This is a genomic window from Sphingomonas sp. 3P27F8, assembly GCF_005502745.1.
In the GTDB taxonomy this organism is placed as follows: domain Bacteria; phylum Pseudomonadota; class Alphaproteobacteria; order Sphingomonadales; family Sphingomonadaceae; genus Sphingomonas.
The window spans coordinates 198,562-220,545 of record NZ_SCNL01000005.1 but is presented as its reverse complement, the minus strand read 5'-3'; the positions used below and the strand labels follow the sequence as shown (position 1 = coordinate 220,545).

General features: G+C 65.5%; 22 protein-coding genes and 1 tRNA gene. 6 read left to right on the top strand and 17 right to left on the bottom strand.

From position 1 onward, the window contains the following. The first annotated feature begins 14 nt into the window (after positions 1 to 14). Positions 15 to 1,475, top strand: coding sequence for an MATE family efflux transporter (locus FFS35_RS08350; protein ID WP_137786619.1), 1,461 nt, complete (start codon positions 15 to 17; stop codon positions 1,473 to 1,475). Here FFS35_RS08350 and FFS35_RS08345 read toward each other — a convergent pair. After that, on the bottom strand, positions 1,459 to 2,358 hold the full coding sequence (locus FFS35_RS08345) for a YegS/Rv2252/BmrU family lipid kinase (protein ID WP_137786618.1): 900 nt from the start codon (positions 2,356 to 2,358) through the stop codon (positions 1,459 to 1,461). The genes FFS35_RS08350 and FFS35_RS08345 overlap by 17 nt on opposite strands. An 81-nt stretch (positions 2,359 to 2,439) precedes the next feature. Here FFS35_RS08345 and hemB point away from each other — a divergent pair, with 81 nt between their 5' ends. The 3 genes from hemB to FFS35_RS08330 are packed head-to-tail and all read left to right on the top strand — an operon-like array spanning position 2,440 to position 4,480. Continuing rightward, the gene (gene hemB, locus FFS35_RS08340) at positions 2,440 to 3,432 is read left to right on the top strand and encodes a porphobilinogen synthase (protein ID WP_137786617.1); all 993 of its coding nucleotides are present in this window, start codon (positions 2,440 to 2,442) and stop codon (positions 3,430 to 3,432) included. Further along, positions 3,429 to 3,950 carry a GNAT family N-acetyltransferase gene (locus tag FFS35_RS08335; protein ID WP_137786616.1) on the top strand — a complete coding sequence of 174 codons (522 nt, stop codon included), beginning with the start codon at positions 3,429 to 3,431 and terminating at the stop codon, positions 3,948 to 3,950. The genes hemB and FFS35_RS08335 overlap by 4 nt, the downstream gene beginning before the upstream one ends. Then, on the top strand, positions 3,947 to 4,480 hold the full coding sequence (locus FFS35_RS08330) for a GNAT family N-acetyltransferase (protein WP_137786615.1): 534 nt from the start codon (positions 3,947 to 3,949) through the stop codon (positions 4,478 to 4,480). The genes FFS35_RS08335 and FFS35_RS08330 overlap by 4 nt, the downstream gene beginning before the upstream one ends. A 7-nt stretch (positions 4,481 to 4,487) precedes the next feature. Here FFS35_RS08330 and FFS35_RS08325 read toward each other — a convergent pair whose 3' ends face one another. Continuing rightward, positions 4,488 to 4,985: a hypothetical protein gene (locus FFS35_RS08325; protein WP_137786614.1), complete on the bottom strand. Its 498-nt coding sequence runs from the start codon at positions 4,983 to 4,985 to the stop codon at positions 4,488 to 4,490. A gap of 83 nt (positions 4,986 to 5,068) precedes the next feature. Between FFS35_RS08325 and FFS35_RS08320 the strand changes: the two genes are divergently transcribed. Next, a tRNA-Arg gene (locus FFS35_RS08320) sits at positions 5,069 to 5,145 on the top strand. Between the two features lie 171 nt (positions 5,146 to 5,316). Here FFS35_RS08320 and FFS35_RS08315 read toward each other — a convergent pair. From FFS35_RS08315 to FFS35_RS08300, 4 genes are all read right to left on the bottom strand, one after another. Continuing rightward, positions 5,317 to 5,523, bottom strand: a complete 207-nt coding sequence (locus tag FFS35_RS08315; RefSeq protein WP_096613649.1) for an AlpA family transcriptional regulator — start codon at positions 5,521 to 5,523, stop codon at positions 5,317 to 5,319. Positions 5,524 to 6,202: 679 nt separating this feature from the next. Next, positions 6,203 to 8,167, bottom strand: a complete 1,965-nt coding sequence (locus FFS35_RS08310) for a hypothetical protein (RefSeq protein WP_096614241.1) — start codon at positions 8,165 to 8,167, stop codon at positions 6,203 to 6,205. Further along, positions 8,164 to 8,922: a PP2C family serine/threonine-protein phosphatase gene (locus tag FFS35_RS08305; RefSeq protein WP_096614238.1), complete on the bottom strand. Its 759-nt coding sequence runs from the start codon at positions 8,920 to 8,922 to the stop codon at positions 8,164 to 8,166. The genes FFS35_RS08310 and FFS35_RS08305 overlap by 4 nt, the downstream gene beginning before the upstream one ends. A gap of 7 nt (positions 8,923 to 8,929) precedes the next feature. Continuing rightward, positions 8,930 to 9,607, bottom strand: a complete 678-nt coding sequence (locus tag FFS35_RS08300; RefSeq protein ID WP_096614236.1) for a VWA domain-containing protein — start codon at positions 9,605 to 9,607, stop codon at positions 8,930 to 8,932. A gap of 312 nt (positions 9,608 to 9,919) precedes the next feature. Here FFS35_RS08300 and FFS35_RS08290 point away from each other — a divergent pair, with 312 nt between their 5' ends. Then, a complete protein-coding gene (locus FFS35_RS08290; protein ID WP_137786613.1) occupies positions 9,920 to 10,621 on the top strand; it encodes a hypothetical protein in 702 nt (233 codons plus the stop codon). Here the strand turns inward: FFS35_RS08290 and FFS35_RS08285 are convergent. The 11 genes from FFS35_RS08285 to FFS35_RS08235 form a co-directional block, all read right to left on the bottom strand. Then, complete coding sequence (locus FFS35_RS08285; protein WP_212742185.1) at positions 10,618 to 11,757, bottom strand: His-Xaa-Ser system-associated MauG-like protein; 1,140 nt, start codon at positions 11,755 to 11,757, stop codon at positions 10,618 to 10,620. The genes FFS35_RS08290 and FFS35_RS08285 overlap by 4 nt on opposite strands. 121 nt (positions 11,758 to 11,878) lie before the next feature. Further along, positions 11,879 to 12,277 carry a TIGR03982 family His-Xaa-Ser system protein gene (locus tag FFS35_RS08280; RefSeq protein ID WP_096614230.1) on the bottom strand — a complete coding sequence of 133 codons (399 nt, stop codon included), beginning with the start codon at positions 12,275 to 12,277 and terminating at the stop codon, positions 11,879 to 11,881. Beyond that, the gene (gene hxsA, locus FFS35_RS08275; RefSeq protein WP_171007564.1) at positions 12,252 to 12,851 is read right to left on the bottom strand and encodes a His-Xaa-Ser repeat protein HxsA; all 600 of its coding nucleotides are present in this window, start codon (positions 12,849 to 12,851) and stop codon (positions 12,252 to 12,254) included. Before hxsA ends, FFS35_RS08280 begins: the two co-directional genes overlap by 26 nt. Next, positions 12,848 to 13,921, bottom strand: coding sequence for a His-Xaa-Ser system radical SAM maturase HxsC (gene hxsC / locus FFS35_RS08270; RefSeq protein WP_096614228.1), 1,074 nt, complete (start codon positions 13,919 to 13,921; stop codon positions 12,848 to 12,850). Before hxsC ends, hxsA begins: the two co-directional genes overlap by 4 nt. Then, positions 13,918 to 15,372: a radical SAM protein gene (locus FFS35_RS08265; protein WP_137786612.1), complete on the bottom strand. Its 1,455-nt coding sequence runs from the start codon at positions 15,370 to 15,372 to the stop codon at positions 13,918 to 13,920. Before FFS35_RS08265 ends, hxsC begins: the two co-directional genes overlap by 4 nt. Positions 15,373 to 15,481: 109 nt before the next feature. Then, on the bottom strand, positions 15,482 to 15,730 hold the full coding sequence (locus FFS35_RS08260) for a hypothetical protein (RefSeq protein ID WP_096614226.1): 249 nt from the start codon (positions 15,728 to 15,730) through the stop codon (positions 15,482 to 15,484). Continuing rightward, positions 15,730 to 16,485 carry a DNA/RNA non-specific endonuclease gene (locus tag FFS35_RS08255; RefSeq protein ID WP_245857939.1) on the bottom strand — a complete coding sequence of 252 codons (756 nt, stop codon included), beginning with the start codon at positions 16,483 to 16,485 and terminating at the stop codon, positions 15,730 to 15,732. The genes FFS35_RS08260 and FFS35_RS08255 overlap by 1 nt, the downstream gene beginning before the upstream one ends. A gap of 206 nt (positions 16,486 to 16,691) precedes the next feature. Further along, positions 16,692 to 17,648, bottom strand: a complete 957-nt coding sequence (locus tag FFS35_RS08250) for a hypothetical protein (protein ID WP_137786611.1) — start codon at positions 17,646 to 17,648, stop codon at positions 16,692 to 16,694. After that, positions 17,648 to 18,262: a hypothetical protein gene (locus FFS35_RS08245; protein WP_096614157.1), complete on the bottom strand. Its 615-nt coding sequence runs from the start codon at positions 18,260 to 18,262 to the stop codon at positions 17,648 to 17,650. Before FFS35_RS08245 ends, FFS35_RS08250 begins: the two co-directional genes overlap by 1 nt. Then, positions 18,262 to 20,538, bottom strand: coding sequence for a ThiF family adenylyltransferase (locus FFS35_RS08240; protein ID WP_137786610.1), 2,277 nt, complete (start codon positions 20,536 to 20,538; stop codon positions 18,262 to 18,264). The genes FFS35_RS08245 and FFS35_RS08240 overlap by 1 nt, the downstream gene beginning before the upstream one ends. Further along, positions 20,531 to 21,670 carry a hypothetical protein gene (locus FFS35_RS08235; protein ID WP_137786609.1) on the bottom strand — a complete coding sequence of 380 codons (1,140 nt, stop codon included), beginning with the start codon at positions 21,668 to 21,670 and terminating at the stop codon, positions 20,531 to 20,533. Before FFS35_RS08235 ends, FFS35_RS08240 begins: the two co-directional genes overlap by 8 nt. Between the last annotated feature and the right edge of the window lie 314 nt (positions 21,671 to 21,984).

Below are 21,984 nucleotides of genomic sequence, written 5' to 3'. Positions count from 1 at the left end.
TGGCGGATCAGGACATGAAGCAAGCGCCGCCCGCCGCCCCGCACGGCCATGCGCGTAACCTCACGAGCGGGCCGATCGGGCGCGCGCTGCTGCTGTTTGCGCTGCCCACGCTGGCATCGAATATCCTCCAGTCGCTCAACGGCTCGGTCAATGCGATCTGGGTCGGGCGGTTTCTGGGGGAGGGGGCTCTCGCGGCGACCTCGAACGCGAACATCATCATGTTCCTGACGTTCGGCGCGGTGTTCGGCTTCGGCATGGCCGCGACGATCATGGTCGGCCAGAACTGGGGCCGGCGCGATGTGGATGCGGCGCGGCGCGCGTTCGGCTCCGCGATCGGGCTGGTGCTTGGCACGGCGATCGTGGTGGCAGCGCTCGGCTGGGCGTTCGCGCCGGAAATTCTCCACCTGCTCGCCACGCCGGCGGGCGCGTTCGTGCCTGCGCTGGCCTATCTTCGGGTTATCTTCCTCGCCTTGCCGGCATCGATGCTGCTGGTGCTGATGTTCATGGGGCTGCGCGGCACGGGCGATTCGGTGACGCCCTTGTGGTTCATGGCGCTATGCGTGGTGCTTAATGCGGGGCTGAACCCGCTCCTCATCATGGGGGTCGGACCGTTTCCCCGGCTCGGCATCGCCGGATCGGCGCTGGCGACGCTGATCGCCAATGTCGTCGCGCTGGCGGCGCTGGTGCTGCACATCCAGACCCGCAACCTTCCGCTTCGTCTCAAAGGAGCGGAACTACGCTATATCCTGCCGGATCCAGCGCTGGTGCGAACGATCGTTGGCAAAGGTCTTCCGATTGGGGCGCAGATGCTGGTGCTGTCCACGTCTTCGCTGGTGATGATCGGGCTGGTCAACCGGCACGGCATCGATACGATCGCCGCATACGGCATCACCCAGCAACTATGGAATTACGTGCAGATGCCGGCGATGGCGATCGGCGCGGCGGTTTCTGCCATGGCAGCGCAGAATATTGGCGCGGGTCGGTGGGATCGCGTGACTCGGATCACGCGCGCGGGCCTGGTGTTCAATCTGCTGATGACGGGAACGATGGTCATAGCGGCGCTGCTGTTCGACCGTGCGCTGCTTAGCCTGTTTATCGGCGCAGGCAGCCCGGCGGTGCACGTCGCGCAGCATATCAATCTGATCGTCACCTGGGGCCTGATCCTGTTCGGCGCGACGATGATCCTGTTCGGCACGGTTCGCGCAAATGGTGCGGTGTGGGGGCCGCTGGTGATTCTGGCGATTTCGATGTTTCCGGTTCGTCTGGGAATTGCGCTGTTGCTGGATCCGGTCTGGGGCGCGGATGCTTTGTGGTGGAGCTTTCCGCTGGGCTCGATAATGAACCTCCTGCTCGCGGTGCTTTATTATCTATATGGCCCGTGGCGGCGCGGCGGGCTGCTCGTGGTCGAAGAGCAGGTCGCCGAGCGCAGCCATGCCGATATCGAGCCTGGCAGTAATTTCAAGCCGGCGGTCTAGGCTGCTCCAGCGGCGCCATTACGTCGATCGCCCCTGCGGCAATATGTGCCGTCACCGGCGTGCGGGCGAGAATTTCGCCGTCGATCGAAATCGGCAGCGGCGGCTCGGTGGATATTTTCAGGGATTTGCCGGTGAAGCTGATCGTATCGTGATGTCGCGACTCATGCCCGACGAAGCTGGCTGCCCAGTTCTTCACGAGCCCGCGCTTGTAGCGGCCGGTGACGGCCTGAACCACGATCTGGCCTGAATCGACCTTCGCTTCGTCCACCAGCCAGGTGCCGCCGTGATACGGGCCATTCGAGATCCGCACCTCCACGACCCGCATGCGCTTCTCGCCGCTGCCGTCATCGACGATCAGCGTGAACGGCTTGAAATGCGTGAACTGATAGGCGGCCCAGCCGAGATAGCCGACCCGGCCGAAATAGCGCTTCAGCCGATGCGGCACCGTTTCAGCTATCTGCGGGCTGATCCCCATCGCCGCACAATTGGCGAAATAATCGTCATCGATCATGCCGAGGTCGATCCGGCGCGGCCTGCCATTGGCGAGTACGTCTATCGCTCCATCGATGTCGAGCGGGATGCCGAGGGTGCGCGCGAAGGAATTGGCGGTGCCGAGCGGTAGCACCCCCAGGATCACATCCTTGCCCACCAGAAGGTCGACCAGCCCGCTGATGGTGCCATCCCCGCCGCCGAGGATCACCAGGTCCGGCTTTTTCGCGAGCGCGCGTCGCACGGTTCGCTCCAGATGCTCGGGGTTCTCGACTGCGTGCGCGTCCACCGGGAATGGCAATTCGTCCAGCCGACGGCAGGCGCGTTTGAACAGCTTCTGCCCTTTGCGCGATTTGGCGTTGACGATGAGGGCGGCGCTTTTGATCCCGGTCATGGGCGGGGGAACGCACCAGCATCGGTTTCGGCTCCGTAACGCTTGCCCGGCGCGGCGCGAAGGCGCATGTCGCATGGCGCTATGCACGCCCCATTTCCCGCGCTTCGCCTTCGCCGCACACGTACAGCCGACTGGAGCCGTCGGCTGCATCGCGAGACTCTGCTGACAGCTGCCGACCTGATCTGGCCCCTTTTCATCACTGACGGCCACGGCGTGGAGGAGCCGATCCCAAGCCTGCCGGGCGTATCGCGTTGGTCGGTCGACGGCATCGTCGCGCGCGCCAAAGAGGCGCTTGATCTCGGCATTCCGTGCCTTGCGCTTTTTCCGAACACGCCGGCGAGCCTGCGTACGGATGACGGGCGCGAGGCGCTCAACCCCGACAATCTGATGTGCCGCGCGATCCGCGCGATAAAGGATGCGGTGCCCGAAGTGGGGATCCTGACCGATGTGGCGCTCGATCCCTATACCGCGCATGGCCATGACGGGCTGGTCGATACCGCCGGCTATGTCCTCAACGACGCGACGGTGGAGGTGCTTGTCGGCCAATCGCTCAACCAGGCAGCGGCGGGCGCCGATATCATTGCGCCATCGGACATGATGGACGGCCGCATCGGCACGATCCGCGCCGCGCTTGAGGGGGCGGGGCACGTCAATGTCCAGATCATGGCCTATGCCGCGAAATACGCCAGCGCCTTCTATGGCCCGTTCCGTGATGCTGTCGGGAGCCGCGGGCTGCTGAAGGGCGACAAGAAGACCTATCAGATGGACTATGCCAACGGCGACGAGGCGCTACGCGAAGTGCGGATGGACCTTGCGGAGGGGGCCGACAGCGTGATGGTGAAACCGGGCCTGCCCTATCTCGACATCGTCTGGCGGGTTAAGGAGACATTCGGCGTGCCGGTGTTCGCCTATCAGGTATCCGGCGAATATGCGATGATCGAGGCGGCGGCGGCGGCGGGTGCCGCTGATCGCGACGCGCTGGTGCTCGAGACTCTTGTGGCGATGCGTCGTGCCGGATGTTCGGGCATCCTGACCTATCACGCCGCTCATGCGGCAAGGTTGCTCAATGCATGATCCAGACGGAGCGCCTGATTCTGCGTCGCTTCGAGGGGCGCGACCGCGCGCCGCTTCACGCGATGTGGGCCGATCCGCGTGTGATGGGCGATCTCGGCGCACTGAAGAGCGCTGAGGACAGCGATGCGGCGCTGGCACGCCACGCATCATACCATCCGTTGGGTTTCTTCGTCGTCGAACAGCGTGACAGCGGCGCCACTATCGGGTTCTGCGGGCTGAAACCGGGCGCCCCGGACACGCCGATCGCTGGCATGCTCGAGGTGGGCTGGACGCTGGCAGCGCCCTTTTGGGGTTCGGGCTATGCGCGCGAGGCGGCTGCGGCGAGCATCGCCTGGGGCTGGACGAACGGCGACGCGGACGCGATCGTTGCGATAACGGCGCGACGAAACGCCAGGAGCCGCAAGCTGATGGAGCGACTTGGGATGTCGCATTTGCCGGCGATGGACTTCATGCACCCGCTCTTCGCGGCCGACGATCCGCTACGCGACACCGTAACCTATCGGATCGAGCGACCGTGATCGAAACGGCGCGCCTTCTTTTAAGGCGCTGGCGCGATGCGGATGCCGAGCCGTTCTTTGCGATGGGGCGGGATGCGGAGGTGATGCGCTTTCTCGGGCCGCCGATGTCGCGCGCGGATTGCATGGCCGTGATCGAGGGGCAGAACGCGCTCGCTGACGAGATCGGCACCTGCTTCTGGGCGATCGAGCGGCGCGCCGACGGGGCGTTTCTAGGGTTTTGCGGGATCAAGCCTGGCCCCGCCGGTACGCCGGTAGCTGACGAGCCGGAAATCGGCTGGCGACTGGCACGCGCCGCGTGGGGGCAGGGCTATGCGCTGGAGGCAGCGGAGGCATCGCTCGATCATGGCTGGGCCACGACTGAATGGCCGCGCGTCTCGGCGATAACCGTGCCGGCGAATGAGCGGAGCTGGGGCTTGATGATCTGCCTTGGCATGTCGCGCGATGCTGCGGGTGATTTCGATCATCCCGCGCTCGACCTGCACGACCCGCTGCGTCGCCATCTGACGTATCGTATCACTCGCCCTTGCTGACGCGGGCTCAATTCGCCGGAGCGAGCCGACGCTGCATCGTCGCGATTCGTGTGGCAGAAGCTTCAGCGGCCGCCTGCGCCGCCTCGACCGCGCGATCGAGCGCCGGATAAGGCGGGGCGAGCGTGACGGCGCGATCGGAGGCCAGCTGTTCCAGATCCGTAAGCGCATCAACCTGCCGCGCGCGTGCTGCGTCGAGGTCGGCAAGGGCGGTCTGTGCCTCAAGCCACGCATCGCTGCCGGCCGGCGCGCGCGCGGCGGCGCTGGTCAGCCGGTCGGCCCGCGCACTCGCCGTATCGAAAGCGTCGCCTGCCTCCTTCACGGCAGCCTGCGCGGTGCTGATCCGTGAATCGAGCGCGGGGTCCGCGGTCACCGGAGTTGGCGCCGGGGCGAGTGGCTCGCGAAAATCGAGCTGCTCGCCGGATCGCGGCAGCAGCGAGGGATAATCGCGCTCGGCGCATCCGGCCAGCAAGGCTGCCATAAGCGCAAGGGGAAGGAATTGCTTCATCCCTTCGCGCTCTACGAGGCGAGAAAAGTGTACGCAACGCTCTTGCGCAACTCGAAACCCCCTTCTAAAGGAGCGCCTCCCAAGCGCCCGTAGCTCAGCTGGATAGAGCATCAGACTACGAATCTGAGGGTCGGACGTTCGAATCGTTCCGGGCGCGCCATTTTTCAACGGGTTAGCAGGGGCCATCCCTCACCCGAGTGGCTCTAGGTAACATTCTAGGTAACACACCTCCTCCAGCGGGGAGATGAGGTGTCGCGGCTTTGCTGAGTGACTCGGTCACGTTCGCCTCCAGTTCACCGATCTTACGCCCTCTTTCCTCTGCCCTCGAGTTCTATCGGACCTGCTTCGAAGGGCGACTGTCGATCCAATGGTCGATATCGCTTACCATCCACGCGACGGCGCGTGGCCCCAGCTTGCGAGGGCGAGGGAAGCAGCCATCCTCCATCATTCTGTAGATCGAAGACCGAGCAAGCCCGGTGCGGAGCTTGACCTCCGGCAGCCTGATCAGTCGAGTCGGCGTTTGCACTTCGTTGGTCATGTTCTGCTCCAGCAGGATGACCCCTTCCAGCTCGAGCGTAAGTCGCGTGCATCCGTAATTGGAAGCCTTGAGGCTGCGTTGGAACGCACGGTGCGCCTCTCAGAACCTGCCGTCGCGGCAACGGCGAAGGCCCTCGCGGCAGGTCGCATCTCAAAGGAAGGCGGCATTCCTCCGAGCGTGAGGACCGCGACAGCTGTCGCGGTGAATCGAGAAGAGCGATTGTGCGCTGCTTAGTATCGCAGCGAATGCGCCAGCCGCAGATCACACGGCTGCTTGGCGTTTAAGGTCCAGCCGCTCCTAGCGGCGTCTCGTCAGGCAGCCGCTTGTTCGGGTGACGCAGCAAGCAGATATTCGTTGGCGCCACATTGCGCACGATGATCGCCAGTTGCGCCTCGCATTCTGAGCACTGAAGCGGGCGCTCCTTTCCATATCAGCACGCTTAAGCTCTGGACCGCGAGTGCCTGTCCAGATTTTGCCGGGATCGGTACCGAACGTCGATTTAGAGCGCTTGAGTGCCCCGGCAGGGTGAATACCAAAGCACATCCTTGAAAGGGTTTGCCGGCGCGTGCGCCTGAACGCGCCGCCCGACGCACCTGGGGAACCACCGCACCGGGGGCATGTTAGCGCGGCTGCCCCTAGGTTCGAAGAACTAGGCGCCCTTCACGTTGCTCCTCCGCGCCTACAACCGACGAAGCGGGGAAGGACTCGGCGCGATCATCGGAGCTGCTGCGCCTAGGGCTTCCAAGTCGATGCGTGCCTGCTCAAGATCGTGGTAAGCCCGATCGACCATCGAGTCCGACGCGGCCATGCGCCGCTCTACGACCGCTCCGGCCGCACGCAGGTCGGCTGCCCCCGCGGACAGCTCGCCGCGTAGCCTGCTGGCCTCGTTCGCGATCTCCCGACGGACCCTATCCTCGTCTTGGCGATCCTGCTGCGTCGGTGACGGATTGTAGACGAAGCGGCTCTCCACCGATGCGCGCCACGCGAGCAGTTCCTGCGAGTTGACGGGACCGAAGCCTGGGATCGCCAGCACCCGGTCGCGCCTGACCTGCGCGGCGGTGTCGATACCGTAGGACGCCAGCGTCGCGAGCTTGCCGGCACCGATCCCCCGGATCTTTGCGCGCCTAAGCGGAAAACTTTCCATGTGCCGCCGCAACTGATTTTCCCTGCGCTTGGTCGTCAGTTCCGCCAGCCGTCGCTTCTCCTCGCTGGGCAGACCGTCGTAGGTAGTTTTGGCGTTCTCAAGCGTCCGGCGCCGTGCGATGACTTCCTCAATGCCGACGCGCTTGCGCCAGTCTACGATCGCTGCATCGTATGCAGATCGCGCTCGGCCGTGACGTTCGGTGAAGCGCCGCAGATCAGAGCCGCCCTGCCAAGTGAGATGGTAACCCCACCAGGCGAGCGGCAGGCAGAGCAGCCACAAGTCGCCCGACCAGCCGAGCAGCGCCGCCGCCACGAGCAGCACAGCAAGACCTGAGCGACGCCGGGTTCGTACCGCGCCTGCAAAAGCCGCAACCTCGCTGCTGGGTTGCAGTGCGGTCTGCGTCACAGGAGGGGACAGCCCGTCGAGCGCGGGGAGCCTGACCGCCTGTATGCTCTTCCAGACGCCGGCAAGATCAAAGCCGGCGGCGCCCGGATCGGATCGCGTCGCCCCCTTTGGGAGAGGCGCGACGAACAGCACGATCCCTGATTCGCGCTCCATCCTGCACCACGGGCATCCACCCGCCGCACTGGGAAAGTAGTGGATGTCGTTCGTGGAGCACCGCGACAGGCTGCCCTCCAGCCGGCGCAGGGCGTCGGCCCACTGCGGAGCACGCGGTCGGGCGCTCGCGTTTCCGCCGAACGCCGCCTCGAACATGGCGCGGATTTCGTCTGGGAAATCCTGCAGACGGGCGGCCCCGGGCGGCGGCGACATGTCGCTCCGCCCCTTGGCCGAATAGGCGAAGCGGTGCTCCGCGATCGCCCGCTCGATAGGCATGTCTCCGCTTCCACGATAACGGCCGACGAAGGGGTGTCGTCCCATGAAGAGGAGCTGGAAGATGACGACGGCGAGCCCGAACGCGTCGTGCTCCGGCGTCCTCACGATGCCGTCCAGCCGCCGCGACTGTAGTTCGGGAGGAGTGTATTCTGGCACGCCGACGCGGCAGAGGTGACGCTCGCCAAACTGGAAGCTGTCGGCGTCTATGAGCGCCGCCGTCGCCTTGTCTGAGACGAGGATGCCCGAGTGATTGATGTCGCCCACGACCGCGCCGGCCTCGTGCACCTTGGCTACGGCCACGGCCACGTTGGCCGCCGATCGCACGAGAAAGCGATAGTCCACATCAGGGAAGGCCACCTTGCGGGCACCCGGCGCGTAGAGCTCGAAGAGGGGCTTGTGTCCTCGCACCAGCCGCATCGCGAAGCCCGCGAACGCGCCGCCTGGCCCTTGGACCACGGCAAGCGGGAAGGCGACCAGGTCGGAGCGGGCGGACAGCCCCGCCGCGACCATCGCCTCGATCTTCTCGCGCCTGCGGTCGTCGGGGCTGCTGTAGAGCTTGACCGCCTGATCCGGTCGGTCCGCCAGGACGAAGACCTCGCCTTCGCCGCCTCTACCAACCCGTTCGCCGAGCCTCACGGGACGCCCGCGGATGTAGAGTGCTGTCACGTGCCGCGCCTGCTCGCGACGATCAGAGTCTTGTCGTCATCCGTGCGGGTGTTGATCGCGTCCGAAGAGAGATACTGCGCCAGCTTGCGGGACAGCGGACCATCGCGTCCCGCGATTAGGCTCGTTGCCACGGGCTCGCTGATTCCCTGGAAGAAGGGGCCGTGCGGTACGCCGCCGGCGAGATCGAGCGCCAGGCGTTCGATCCCATCCGTCATCACCGCTATCCGGTCGAGATCGCGATCGGTCCGCTCAATGCGCAGCCGGACCCCGACATCATCCGTGACGAAGAAAGTCGTAGATGCGAACTCCCCGTTCTCCGGCCAGCTCAGCGACACCCAGCGTCCATCGTCGGTCAGCCGTCCGACCGCAGCGCCGTCGCCGACATGGACCGTCAGGGTCTGGCCCGCCCTCGCGATGACCATGATCAGGGTGGTCGCGAAGTCCCGCGGACGCAGCCCGCGACGCTCCGCCGCGGCGGCGATCAGGTCTCGGACGGAGTCGATCCAATCTCGGACGAGCTCGTCAGACGGGAGATCGAGCGAAGTCCGGAGATGAGCTTGCGCCGCGAGTGACAAACGCCGGGTGACGAGCGAGGCTCCCTCGCCGCCACGGCTCGCACTGCCTGCGCCATCGCACGCAACGGCGACAAGCGTTCGACCGTTGTCGGCCTGCGAGCAGCGGAACGCATCCTGTCTGCGCGTCCCGGTCCTCTCGTGCGACGTTCCGCGGACGGATGCCGCGACCCAGGTCCACATGCGCTCTTCAGTCGGCCACCGCCCAGCCGCTCGGAGCGGCGGGATTGGCGAGCGGAACCGGTTCCCCCGGATTGGATCGCGAGACCGAACCGAGCGAGCTGGACAACCAGGCGAACAGCTCGCGGAACGCCAAGCCCTTCAGCTTCAGCGGAGCTCGCACGGCGATCTGCCCCAAGGTCGCCATGTCGGCACCCTCGACGCCTGCGGCGTAGAACATGAACTCCTTGCGCTCCTCCCCCTGGCGGACGAGGTCCGCCGCGCCCGACCAGACGTCGGTCGGCGCACCATCGGTCATCAGAAAGATCCATGGACGATAGTAGGCCACGCCGTTGGCGCGGTATTCGTCCTTGCGGGCACGCAGCAGTTCAATGCCGCGCCGTATCGCCTCTCCCATCGGGGTGACGCCGCTGGCCTCGAGATGTGGAGGATAGAAGTTCGAGGCGGAGGTGAACTCGGTGGCGACCTGAACCGGCCCGAAGGTTACGATCCCCACCTCGACCCTCTTGGCGGCGAGCGCGTCCGCGTTCAGCTCGTCCCGGAATGCGGTGAGGCCGGCGTTCAATTCGTCGATTGGCCGACCACCCATTGAACTCGAAGTGTCGAGCAGCAGCAGGCAGGGGCACCTCGGCTCCGGATTCTCCGCGAACTCGGCTCCGCCGAACGGCATTTGCTCCAAGTCGGCCATGTCATTCCCCCACTGTGGACGGGACGCTTGTCCTCGGCCGCATGGAGGAATAGCCTCAGCCGATGAAATACGGAATGCGGAAACCGAGCCTGCGGAAGAGCATCGCCGCAAGAACGTCGACCAAAAGGATGGTCCGAAACGCGCTCGGGCTCAAGGCACCGCGCGGATACGGCTGGCTGACCGACCCGAAGCGGGCGGCGTACAACCGGGTCTACAATCAGACTACATTCTCGTTCTGGTCGATCCTTCGCAAACTGCTCCGCTGATTGTGCGAACGCACCTGCCAAGCCTTGAGCAAACGAGGGACGACTGATGGCCGCGGGCTCGAACGCCGGTCCCGTGACACGTCCCCCCGGCAAGGTCGGCGTCGCCATCGCGCTCGTCGCCGTCTTCCTGCTCGTGCGCGCGTTGCGTCCCGACGCGAAGGAGGCTCCGTCTACCGCCGCTCCGCAGCAAACGGCGGCTGCGCTGCCGGCGGCCGCGTCGCCACCGCCTGCCGAGAAGACGCCGCCTGCCGAACCCAGCCTGCCGACGGTCGTCGGAACCGCTGCCGGCGACGCCCAGCGATCCGTCGAGGCGCTCGGATCCTCCGGCGCCAGGCTATACAGCGAGAACTGCTATGCTGCGCTCGCCTCCAGGTCCTCGGACGGCGTTCGCGACCGATGCTTCGCCTTCGACCGCATCGCGGGGCGCCTGCTTGACCAAGCGGGCGATCAGGCGGAGGCGTTCTGGTTCTCCGAACAGTCCGCGGTCGATCGGTATCGGCAGTCGTTCGGTTCCGGCGACACGGACGTTGATGCTCGTATGGTGCGCGTCAACGCCGCCATCCAAGCCCTGGGTCCGACCACGGCTCCGACCGTGTCGAGCGCCGAGTCGGCCAAGCCGATGGACGGCTTTGAAACGATCACGAATGACGGCGGCGAGGCGCCGCAGGCGGACGAACCACAAGCGAACGGAATGGATCGCGAGGTGACCGCACCGTCCGAAGCGGAAGGCGCGGATCCCGCCTCCTAGAAGCTGAGCGTCCGGAGGAACGCGGCGAGCTGGCGAACCTCCTCGTCCGTGAGTGCCGACGGCAGCGTCTCGCGGGAGGCGGTACCCAGCCTTGCGTAGAGGTCCGACCGCTCGCGCACCGTCATCTCGCGGGTGTCGACGAGGCGCAGTGGATCGAAGTGCGCGACGATCGCGTCCTCCAGCCGCACGACCGAACCCGAGTGCGAGTAGGGCGCGGTTTTGGCCACATTGTAGAGGGGTGGCGTCCTGAAAAGGAAGCGGTCCTTTGGATTCAGCGTGGTGTTGTAGCGACCCTCGTCGACGCCGAAGCCGTTCTTGCCGAAGCCCGCCTGTGGGAACGCCACCGAGTGGAATTTCATGTCACTGAAGTAGGGACCTCCGTGACAGGCCGCGCAGCGGCCGCGCCCGTAGAACAGCACGCCTCCCGCCATCTCACGGCGCGACAGGGGGCCGCCGTCGTGGACAAAGCGCTCGAATCTGGTCGGCCTTATACGGAAGTTGAAGCGGATGAACGAGGCGAGCGCATCCGTGACCTCGCGGAAGGACACGCGGTCGCGCGGCAGGCCGTAGGCAGCGGCCAGCTTCGGACCGATCGCCGGATCGGCGGCGAAGCGGCTGGCGAGCGTCGATTGGATCGAGGCCGCCGCACCCACGTCCTCGGACATGAGTCCCTCGCGGATCTGGGGCGTGTCGGTGACCATCTCGCGCACCTCGACCGATGGAAGATGGGCGGCCACAATCATCGGATCGGTCGAAGGCGCATGAACGCCGAACTGGCTCACGACGTGACCATCGACCAGCTGCACGCGGCCGTCCCAGAAGAACGTGTCGAAGCCGCGGCTTCCGCGACCCCAAAATGGGAGCACGTTGCGGGGCAGGATGCGCCCGCCGCTGTGCAGGCGCGCGGCGCCCGCGCCCTCACCACCGACGCCGATCGCGTTTGGCAGACCGTCCGCTGAGCCGAACTGGTCCAGATGGCAGTCTTGGCAGCTGATGCGCCCGTTCAGACTCATGATCGGCGAGGCGAAGATGAGGCGACCGACATCGTGGCGGGCAGAGACCACCGGAACCGCCAGTTCGCCCGACCTCACGAAGCCGTTGGCGAGCGCCGCCTTCCGAAGCGCTCCGAGCCGCATCGCGTCGGTTGCCGGCGGATCGGTAAAGGCCGCTCCCGCTGATCCGTCGCCCCCGTCGTTCCGACCGCAGGCGACCAGGGCGGCGACTGCGAACAGGGCGGAACTAACGGCGAGCGCCAGGTTAGAAGCGTATCTCATGGGTCCCCACCACCTCATCCAGATCGCCCGCCCGCGCTTCGATCGCCTTCAGCCGCATTTGCGCTAGCTCGTCCTCCCTCAGCCCCCACTGGACCAGCCGCTTCTGGTAGAGGTCGTAGTCCTGGCAGACGATCAGCCCCACTTCACCGGCCTGCAGCGCGAGCCCCGTGTCCCTCGAAGGCTCGTCCGCGGCCCGCATCTTAGCCTGGTAGTGGTCGCGCATCGCACCGTCGCACTGCTCTACTAGAAGGCCATAATCCCTCTGGTTCCAGCGCATCACCGCTTCTCGCCATACCGGCAGCGCCAACCACGCGATGACCGCTCCCGCGATCAAAGCGGCCGCGTGCGTGACAAACCTATTGCGCAGGTATGCGAAGCGCATCCAGCACCTCCGGGGTGATCGTACCGGTCACGGGCAGGCTCTTATCGGTTTGAAATCTAACCAGCGCCGCCCTGGTCTCCTTGCCAACAACGCCGTCGAGAGCGCCGTGATAGTACCCCTGCGCCTGCAACCCGATCTGCACGCGCCGGACGACCGACTGGATCGTCGCAGTGCTGGGCGGAGTATATGCGGAGAAAGGGTTGTCGGTGATGGCCGGCGACGACGGCAGGACCGACGAGTCCGGGGTGCTCCGGGTGTTGCGAGACTCGGAACGCGTGGACGACGACGGGGGCGTGGTGCGAGGTCGGCTAGGCGCTCTCGGCGTGTAGACGGGCGCCCGGTAGGTCCCGCTCGAGCCGGACCGATGACTGCTGTGCGAGGCGTGACTGGAGTGCGAGCGATGCTGCGCCAGGAGAAAGCCGTGATCCTGAGCGAACCGCTGCACCCACTGCCCGTCGTCCGGATCTGGTCCGCCGCCGGGCGGCGCCACACTGAGGTCCTGCGCATGCAGGGGCGGCAGCGGCGCGATGCCCGCCATCAGGAGGCTGGAGATCATGAACCTGCGCTTCTTCATAGGGGCGTCACCGCTTCGAGGAGGAGTGGAGGATGCCATTCGAAAAAGCCCGAGCAGGCGGATTTCGCCCGGCAGGTGGAGCAGGCCTCACCGAACCGCTGCTTCCAGTCGGAAATGGAAGCTACTGCCGCGTGACGGAACGGTTCCGGCACGTGGCACAGCGGGACGTTGAAGAGCCTAGCCCGTACGCCGCGGAGCGTTGCCACGTCGATCGCGTGCCCGATGGGCGCAAAGTCGTCGCGAAGATCCACATGCAGTTCGCTCCACCGGTTTCGAGCGAAGCCGATGTTCTCCAAACCCATGAGTGACCACTGCTCGACATGGGCTAGGTCACGCACCACCATGTCAGCCAAATCGACGATGCCATCGACCGTCGCGCGCGTCAGCACCGTCCGGAGCTCGATCCGCGCTCCAGCCAGCATCAGGTGGGCGAAACCGTCGATCAGCCGCTCGTAGGCGCCGACTTTGCCGACGACGAGGTCGTGTGTAAGGGCATCGGCCGAGTAGAGCGGGATGCCCCAGACCACCTTCGCGTACTCCGGACGCTTTAGGCGGAAAACGTCCTCCCGCCGGAAGTGCTGGGCGTTGGTGAGCACGTGGAAGGATAGGTCCGGCCGGGCCACGAGCACTTCCTCGATCATGCCGAGCAGCCTCTCGCGATGCAGCGTCGGCTCCCCGCCCGTTATGCCGATGGTCATGCCCGCGTCGGCCAGCAGGCACGCGTCTCGCAGAAGGTCGAAGCGGACGTCGTGCGTCTTCTTCGGCGGCTGCGAGCACATCACGCACAGTTGGTCGCACTGCTCGGTGACCAGCAGCGAGTTGTGCCGCGATCCTGATCGAAGAAGCCGGTCGAGCCGCCCCTCGGCGGGACGGACCAGCACGATGTCGCCGGATACCGCCTCGCGCGGATGCTCAATCCTCAACAGCCCGTGCGGTCCACTCCAAAGGCTGTCTTCAGACGTCGAAGCGATGCACAGGCTTTCTTCGAGGCTTCTGCGTTCCGCTCCGGCCAAGCGCGTGACGAACGGCGCCTGGGCGTCGCTTGTGGCGGCGAGCGCGAGCGGAATCATTGCCGCACTCCCAACCGAACGTCGTCACCCGCGAGACCTAGCCAACGTCGCAAAGAGTAGAGCACGGCCTCGTCCTGCGAGTGGATCAGATCGAACGCGAGATCGAACAGGTGCAGGTGCCGGCGGCAGAACTCGGTTTCCGGCCGCGGCAGGTCGACCCTGCCATAGCGCGCGATGTCGTCGACGAGGTCCCGGCCGCAGAAGGGCTTGTAGGCGCAGGCTTCACAGTGTGGATCGCCGTCGTTCGTGGAGGTGGCGTCCAGCGCCGCGCGCTCTGGCGTGTCCCAACCGCGCTCCACGTCTCCAATGGCAAGGTCGATCACGCCCGACCGGGTCAGCATGCGCGCCTCGTCGGTCGGATAGACCTGCCCGTCGTGGTCGATCACGACGTAGTCGCGACCGACCGGGTTGGGGTTGCGCAGATCAACATGACGATCCTGTCCCGGCCGGAAAATCCTCCGCAGCAGCAGGCTGAAATAGCTCTCCTCGAGCACTACGGTGCGATTGGCCCAGTTCCGGGCGATCAGCGTGCGCACGAACTCCTCGTGGTAGCTGCGCCAGTCCGCGTTCAGGTCGCGCGCGTGGGGATGCCGCTTTCGGGCGAACCCCTGATAGTTGATCGGCCTGAGATAGATCGAGTGGAGACCACGCGACGAGAATGCCTCGATCAGCTCGGAGGCGGGGGGAGGCGAAGCGGGATCTACGGTTGGCAGTGCGGAGATCTTCCCCGGTCCGTAGCGATCGAGCAGGAAGTCCAGGTTTCGGAAAAAGAGGTCGGTGCGGTTGACCCCGCCCGTGCGCTGGCGTCCATGCGTGGCAGCCGCACCGTCGAGCGACGTGCTGATCTGGACGTCCTCCCGGTCGAAGACGGACAGCACATCCGATCCGACCTCCTGAAGGTTCGTGCAGACGACGAAGGTGGCGTCGATGCCAGCAGGAACCGCTTCCATCACCCTGCGGATCAGGTCCGGTCGAAGGGTGGGCTCGCCGCCCTGGAACTCGATCTTGACAGCACGCGCGTCCAGGCCGCGAACGATGGCCAGCACGGCGTCGAGCGTCTCCTCTGACCAGTCGTGCCGCCGCGAGCCGACATCCGCCCTCGACACCTGACAGTAGGAACAAGCGAGATTGCAGCGCAGCGTCGGAACGAGGATGAGGTAGTCCAACGGACTCGCCGTGCAGCGTCTGCGGGCAGCGGCGAACGTCGCGGCGTGCGTCTGCAGACCCGGTCGACGCAGGTGACCGGTCCGTGCCAGGAACGCGGTGTCGCCATTCTCGAGTTCGTCTGCGTCAAGGCGAGCCTGCATCGCCTCGTCGGCCAGGAAGAACCTGCCGGCATCGTCAACGTGCAGAACTCCCCCTGCCAAGTTCCTCCGTCTCGTTCCGAGCTGGGAACGGGCGGATTGGCACCACTGGTTATCGCTGCTCACCGCCCCCACGGCAGATGCCATCCCTTACCTCCCCCCCAGCTCGGCCGCCATCGAGCTCCGACGCTGTGAGCGAAGGCTAGAACGGCGACAACGACATGGGAAGGTCAATCAGATGTCTCAACGACAAGCTCTACGCGAAGGGATTGTCGATCGTTCTGGGGTCTCCGCCGTTTCTCTCGATGCGATCGGGTAGAGCTTCCGTCTGAAGCGCTGCGAGCAGAGCGTCCGCGAACTCCTTCAACCTCCTGGCAGCTTCAAGACCCTCCCGGTCCCGGGATATCGTGAGATTCCCGGAGAGAACGACCGCAGTTTTCCCGTTCTCTACTGACATGCTGGCTATGGTCATCGCGGTTTCGTCGTCTGCGAAGGGCTCTATCATTACTGCCTCCCTGATCGATCATCCTCGGGTTCGCCGAAGAGCGGAAATCTTGGCACGCGGCGCTTCTCCTCGGCGGACAAGGCAGGGAAAGGGTCCACGCCCGTGCGCGCCGTCAATGCCGCCACAGAGAGAACCCGCCAACGCGATCGTGCCTCATTCGTCGCGATCCAGGCGCCCGCGCCCTGTCCGGGAACGTAGACGGCCTTCCACACGTGCCTGGGAACGAGCACCCGTCCTCGGAGGCTGCGGAGCTTGCGGGTCTCGTAGCTCGGACCGGTCACCACGAAGACGCTGCCGAGCGTTATCGCGAGTGATCGCACATATTGCTCCAGCGACGCCCAGCCGCTTCGGTTCAGCGCTCCGTCCTGCGGGACCATGTTGGCGAGGCTGAAAGTCTCGAAGTCGTTCTCAGGCGTGGTCATGTCCCCGGACGGAGCCATGTGACCGCGGTCGAACCCGCCGCCGACATAGTCGGCGAGTTCAGCCCGTTCGTCGCGCGGTAAACGCGCCTCCGGATGAAACCGGTTGTCACGATAGTCGAAGGCCATCGCCGCCCGCGCAGCGTCTCGGGTGATCGCTTCGGCGGCATAGAGAGGCGAGCGCGTCACTCCTGAATGAAGGACCGAAAAGGAGCGGAAGCACAGCAGTCGGGTACTTCTACCTTTCTTATGATCAACCACAGCAGGTGGTTGATCATTCGCGTAGAGCACCGCGCAACTGGATGCAGCCTGAGGCGACGCACCGGCACACAGCATGAGTGCAAAGGGTAGGAGCATGAGCCGAAGGCGATGCATGGATGGATCTATACGAGCAGCTTCAAACCTTCGCGATCTCTTTCGCTTCTCAATCTTACGGTCTGATGGGTGGAAAGCGGACTGGCCGCTCTCGGGCAGCGAGCCCAGACAAGCGGACGCTCGCTGGTCCGCTTAGGCACCGCACTCCGGCGGACCCGCTGCGCTGGCTAACGAGGCGCCGATCCGCGGCGATAGGTATCGTTCTCGCCAAAGGACAGGAGGCTGGCGACGAGGTCGGACAGCTCGGGCGCACTGTCCTGTCGTGTTGCCGACACCCAGAACCTGCCGTCGGTGCCCACCTCGATCGTGATGGTGCCGTCCCGTCGAGTGGTCATCACCTTGCGCAGCGGCTGCCCCAGCAGACCTCCAGGCCTGCCGAAGTCGAGAATCCCTCGCGTCCGCCTTGCATACCAGTCGCGCGTCTCCTGGGTGCCGTACTGCTTGCGACCATCGGAGAAGATGACGAGTTCGGGATGGCAGATGTCGAAGATCTCGTCGCAGCAGCCATTCTCGCGTCCGTGGTGCGACGCGACGTAGACGGTCGTCGTCGCCAGCTTCGCGCGAAACGCCGGGTTCTTCAGCAGCTGGCGCCAGCCCGGACGTTCGAGGTCGCCGCCGAACAGGATCGTGAAGGGTCCGAACTGCACGAATGCGGCCAGACTGAGGTTGTTCGTGTCGGTGAAGTCGACCCGATAGCGGTTCCAGAACACATGCCAGGCGACCCCGCCCAGGTCGTGAGACCAATCGCCCAGGAACCCGGTCCCGAAGCGTTCGAGGATCTCCGTCGCCTTCGCCACGCCGGCACGCATTCCGCATTCCACCTTCATCGACCTGAGCGCCCGCGCATCGACAGTGGGGTTGGTCACGAGTCCGCCCACCGCGCAGGCACGCCAAAGATGTGGCAGATCCTCGCAGTGGTCCTCGTCGAGGTTCATAAGCATCAGCGTATCGATGCGCTCGCCGCCGTAGGCGATCGACGGATACCACGGCCTATCGCTGCAGAGCCCGCAATCCAGCATCAGTCGGTGCCCGGCCGGGCCGGTGATCACCGTGCAGCCGCCATGATCGACGTCGTGAATTTCGATCTTCACCAACGGCTTTTTTCGATCTTCACGCTGCTTCATCATGCCGTTCCCACCTTCCGTGCGACGACGTTCCCGACCAGACGGACGGCCGCGTTCCGGGCGGACAGGGCCACGACTATGTAGGCGAGCAGCACCCCGCCGCCGAGCATCAGGATGCGATCGTTGCTGCTGGGCGTCCACACGAACAGTGCGGGCGTCACGAGCGCGAGCAGGGCAAGAAGCACGGCGCAGTCGCGGAGGATGAGGAAGCGCCGGTGGTTGTCCGCGATCGCGGGATCGCTCTCCGTCGCCTTCAGCCACTTGTACCAGAGCGCGTTCTGCTCGGTCGGCGTCATCGGCGTCGACGGAAGCAGTACGGCGAGGTCGGTCGGGTCCACCCGGGGGTCCTTGGGGGCGATCCCCGTGAACGCCCGACAGCCGGGGACCCGGTCGCGGAGCCGCCAGAAGACGAGCACCTCCTTCACCGATCGGGGGAAGAGTTCCTGCAGCACGAGCATGACGATGCCGGCGACTCCCGCGAAGCCGGCATGCTGGAGGAGGGTCTGTACCTGCGCCACTCGGTCGATGCCGAGCAACCCGGCCGCGGCCGCATAGGCCACGACGATCGGGGCTAGGTACTTCGTGTTGATGCCGGTCTTGAGCAGGTCAGCCATCACGGTAGCCTCAGATGCGCTTGAACATCGTCCTGCGCCACGATGATCATCAGTGTCGGGCGCAGATCGGGTGCGTCCTTCTCAGCGTGTGCGGTCATGGCGCGATCATCGCGGCCCGACATGTGCGCCGATCCGTCCGGGTGGCTGTGCCAGGTGCCGCACAGATAGACGCGGCCACGGGCAAGGCGGGTCAGCCGGCGCTCCGCGAGGGTGCCGCCGGCCTTGCCGAGTTCGAGCCTGGTCTCGGTCGCCTCTGATCCAGGCGGAAGGGGGGAGGCGTGGATGACGGTGATCACCCGACGCGTCGGGTCCCAGCTCCCGTAGAGATAGCCACCGGTCTCGGCCGGAACCGCGGCGGTGCGCTCCGCGGCCATGGCCGCGATGGCGGAAGGCGAGACGCGGATCTGCCACTCGTCCACGCTGGCGGGTCGGAGGACGGTGAATGCCTCCATGGGAACCCAGCGCGAGCCCGTCGGCCGGAGCCGCTCGTCAAGCGGGTTGAGCAGGATGCCGGCTTCGCTCCGATCGCCGAGAATGGCGGTGCACGCAACCGACGCGTGCTGTTCGACGGCGTGCTTGGGCAGGTGCACCGTCATCGAGGTGCAGCCGAAGCCGTAGAGCAGCGGGTCAGGGCCCAGCGGATGCCGATCCTCGTAGTTGAGCCAGCCCGCCACGTCGGGATCGTCGGGTGCAAGCCCGATCGTCGCGAGCATCATGTCCGACATGGTGGGCCCGCCCGGCGGCGAGACGAACGTCATTCCGAGGCGCCCCTCATGGTACATCTCGGTCCGGACGATGGTCGCCTCGGTCGAGCCCCTCAGTTCGTCCATTCGAAGTCGGACCTGTTCGTCGGCAGTGGCGTCGATGACGAGCCGACCCTCTATCCTTGCTTTGAGGTCGTCGATGTCGACGGTCGCAATGTCGTCCTTGATCGCCTCGGACTTGCCCTCGTCGTGCCAGAGCGCGTCGGTCAGACGCTTCGCCTGGTCGGCCTTATTCGCGTACACGTCTTTTGTGCGAGCGGAATGGCGGGCGAGGTTGTGGGGGTGGATGCGATCCTTGTCCCACACGAGCACGTCCTCCATTCCGGAGCGGGCGAGGTTGTCGTGTATCGCGCTGCCCAGGGCGCCGTGCCCAAGCAAGGCAACGGGTGGCAGCGGGTCCGCACCCGCGACCCAGCGCATCAACGATGGTCGCGGCGGGTAGTCGCCGACGATCGTTTCGATGCGCGTATCGGCGTCGAGGATGCTCTTGTCGTAATCCTGCGACACGAGGAACGCTCGCAGTTCGAGGCTGCGCGCAGCCTGGTCTTCGGAATATCCGAAGAAGGCGTTCATGATTGGCGCCGGTCGCCAAACCCCGATGATCACGACCATCGCTCTGCCGAAGAGCGGCGGTCGTACGCAGCGGAAGTCTACGCCCCTCTGCAACAGGTCGCCGACCGTGGCATCGAAGGCGTGATCCACGCCGATCGCCTTCATGCCCTCCAGCAGCTCGCCGCCCGTTCTCCAATCCTCGAATAGCGGGCCCCGTTCGACCGCCGATGGTTCGCGCCAGACGAACACCCAAGGGACGGCGACCCGCTTTCGGTCGAACTTCTCGTTGTGGAATCCGATGGCCGCCTGGACGTTCGCCGGCTCGAGGATCTGCGAGAAGACGGACACCTGCTTGCGGTCGTCGTCATCGAAGTTGATCGCGACGCCGACGGCGCTGCCCGCATCGGGATCGGCGAGCGCATGCTCTTGCAAGGTGCGTGGCTCGAGCTGGCCCATTCGCAGCTTCTGGCCCACCCCGAACGGAACCGGCTCCCAGCCATCCATCATCAGGGTGCCTGTCTTCGCGTCTCGCAGGAAGTCGCGCAGCCGGGTCATGATCGCCTCTATGCCGGCGCGCTCGTAGATTGGCTGGATGCCGCCCAGCGCCAGGCAGGGCGCCGCTCGGCATCCCGGCTCGCCTGAGCAGAGATGACCAATCTTGCGGGGAAAGTCCTCGCGGTCGCAGAGCACATTGTAGGGTGCGGTTTGACCGAAGGCGCGGCCCTCAAGGTAGACGAAATGTATCCGCTCCACTTCCCGCACGTCGGCCGCCGGTTCCCCGACCGTCGGCTCCGTCTTGATGTCGAAGGTCAATATCTCGCCTTCGTCCAGGCGGCGCAGTTCGATGGACGATGCGACGACACCGGCGGACTGCGAAATGCGCGCGATCTCCAGCAGCTGGCTCAGGTCTGGCTCAGCGACGATCTCGCCATCGACGGGTTCGTCGCTGCCGTCAGCCATAGGAGCCGCCACCTCCGACCGCCGCGCCGGCACCGCCAAGACCGACCGTCGCCGGCACCTTCGCGGGCGCGAGCGTTGGACCGCCGCTGGTCAGGTTGAAGACGACATGGGCCGGAAGGTCCGAAGCTCCGTTGCCACCGGTGCAGCGGAAGCGGCCTTCGACAGAACCCGTGATCTCGCCGCCGTTGGCGAGGATGCGGAGATAGCGGCGCTTCGCGTGCCATGACGGCGGCGTGTCGCCGCCCCGCACAACGCGCCGGCTGCTCGACACGACGTATCCGTTGCCACGCTGCTCGCCGAGCGCCTTCAACGCCTCGGCGGACTCGGTGAACTCCTCGTCCTTGCAGCCGCCGTTGAGCACCCGGCCGATCGACCGTCGCGAGCAGTGATGAGGCGCCAGCAGGACGTGCCACGCGAGATGTCCTGGGTTCTTGCGGTGAACATCCTTTTCCAGTCTTTCGAGCACCTCGACCGAGGTGTCGCCGCAGGTCAGGATCAGGTTCTCGCCTCCGAACCGCCGGATGGTCCATTGAATGACCAGGCTGGTCGGGTTCGAGGAAGCCGGGGGGCAGCCCTCCGCGGTCTTCGGAATGTCCCACTCCGCAGGCGTCGGCGCCAGCAGTCGCCATTCGAAGTCAGTGGTGATGGCACCCGTTGAGAACCGGCTAGTGTCCATGACCTTCAGCCGGTTTCCCGCGCGTTCGCCCGCGGCCGTGCCCTGGAGGGCATTGCGGCGCTTGATCTCATCGGTGATCGGCTTCGACTGGTCGGTGACGTAGTGGGGATTGAGGCCGTATGGCGTGCACCAGATCTCGTCCACGATGATCTTGGGGTCGGAATCCTCGGGGTCGCTGTCCCAGCTCTCCGGCGAGCCGCAGTGGAATATCTCGCCGAAGCCGCCGACGTGATCCTTGTCGGGGTGCGTCGACACGAACACGTCCAGATGGTCGTTCCCGCAGGCGGCGCGGATATCCGGAGCGAAATCGGGCGCCTCGTCGTCATCCTCGTCCTGCGCTCGGGCAGCACGGTAGTGGATGTCGACCATCACGACCTTGTCATGCGCCTCGATCAGGATGCTGTCGCCGCAGCCGGATGCGAGACTTGTGAACCTGTAGTCGCCGCGCATGGCCAATCCTCCTGCCGCTATTTAGAACGATAGGGGAACATCATACACTGTGTCAATATGTGGTATGTATGACGGCAAACTTCCCTACATGTTGCCCCTCTAAGGCGTGCGGCGCGGCGAAACAGCCTGCTGGACCGATTGCGGTATCGAGCGGGGTAGTGCGAAAAGCCCGATCCGGCGATTGGCTCGCGAGTGCACGCCCGCGCCCCTGTTGGCCGACCTCAGAGCGCTAGACAGTTCGCCATCGCGCTGTGCAGATAAGCAAGTGGATGTCGACGAACGGCTGGTATTCGGACGTAACCGGAGCATCTCGAACGACT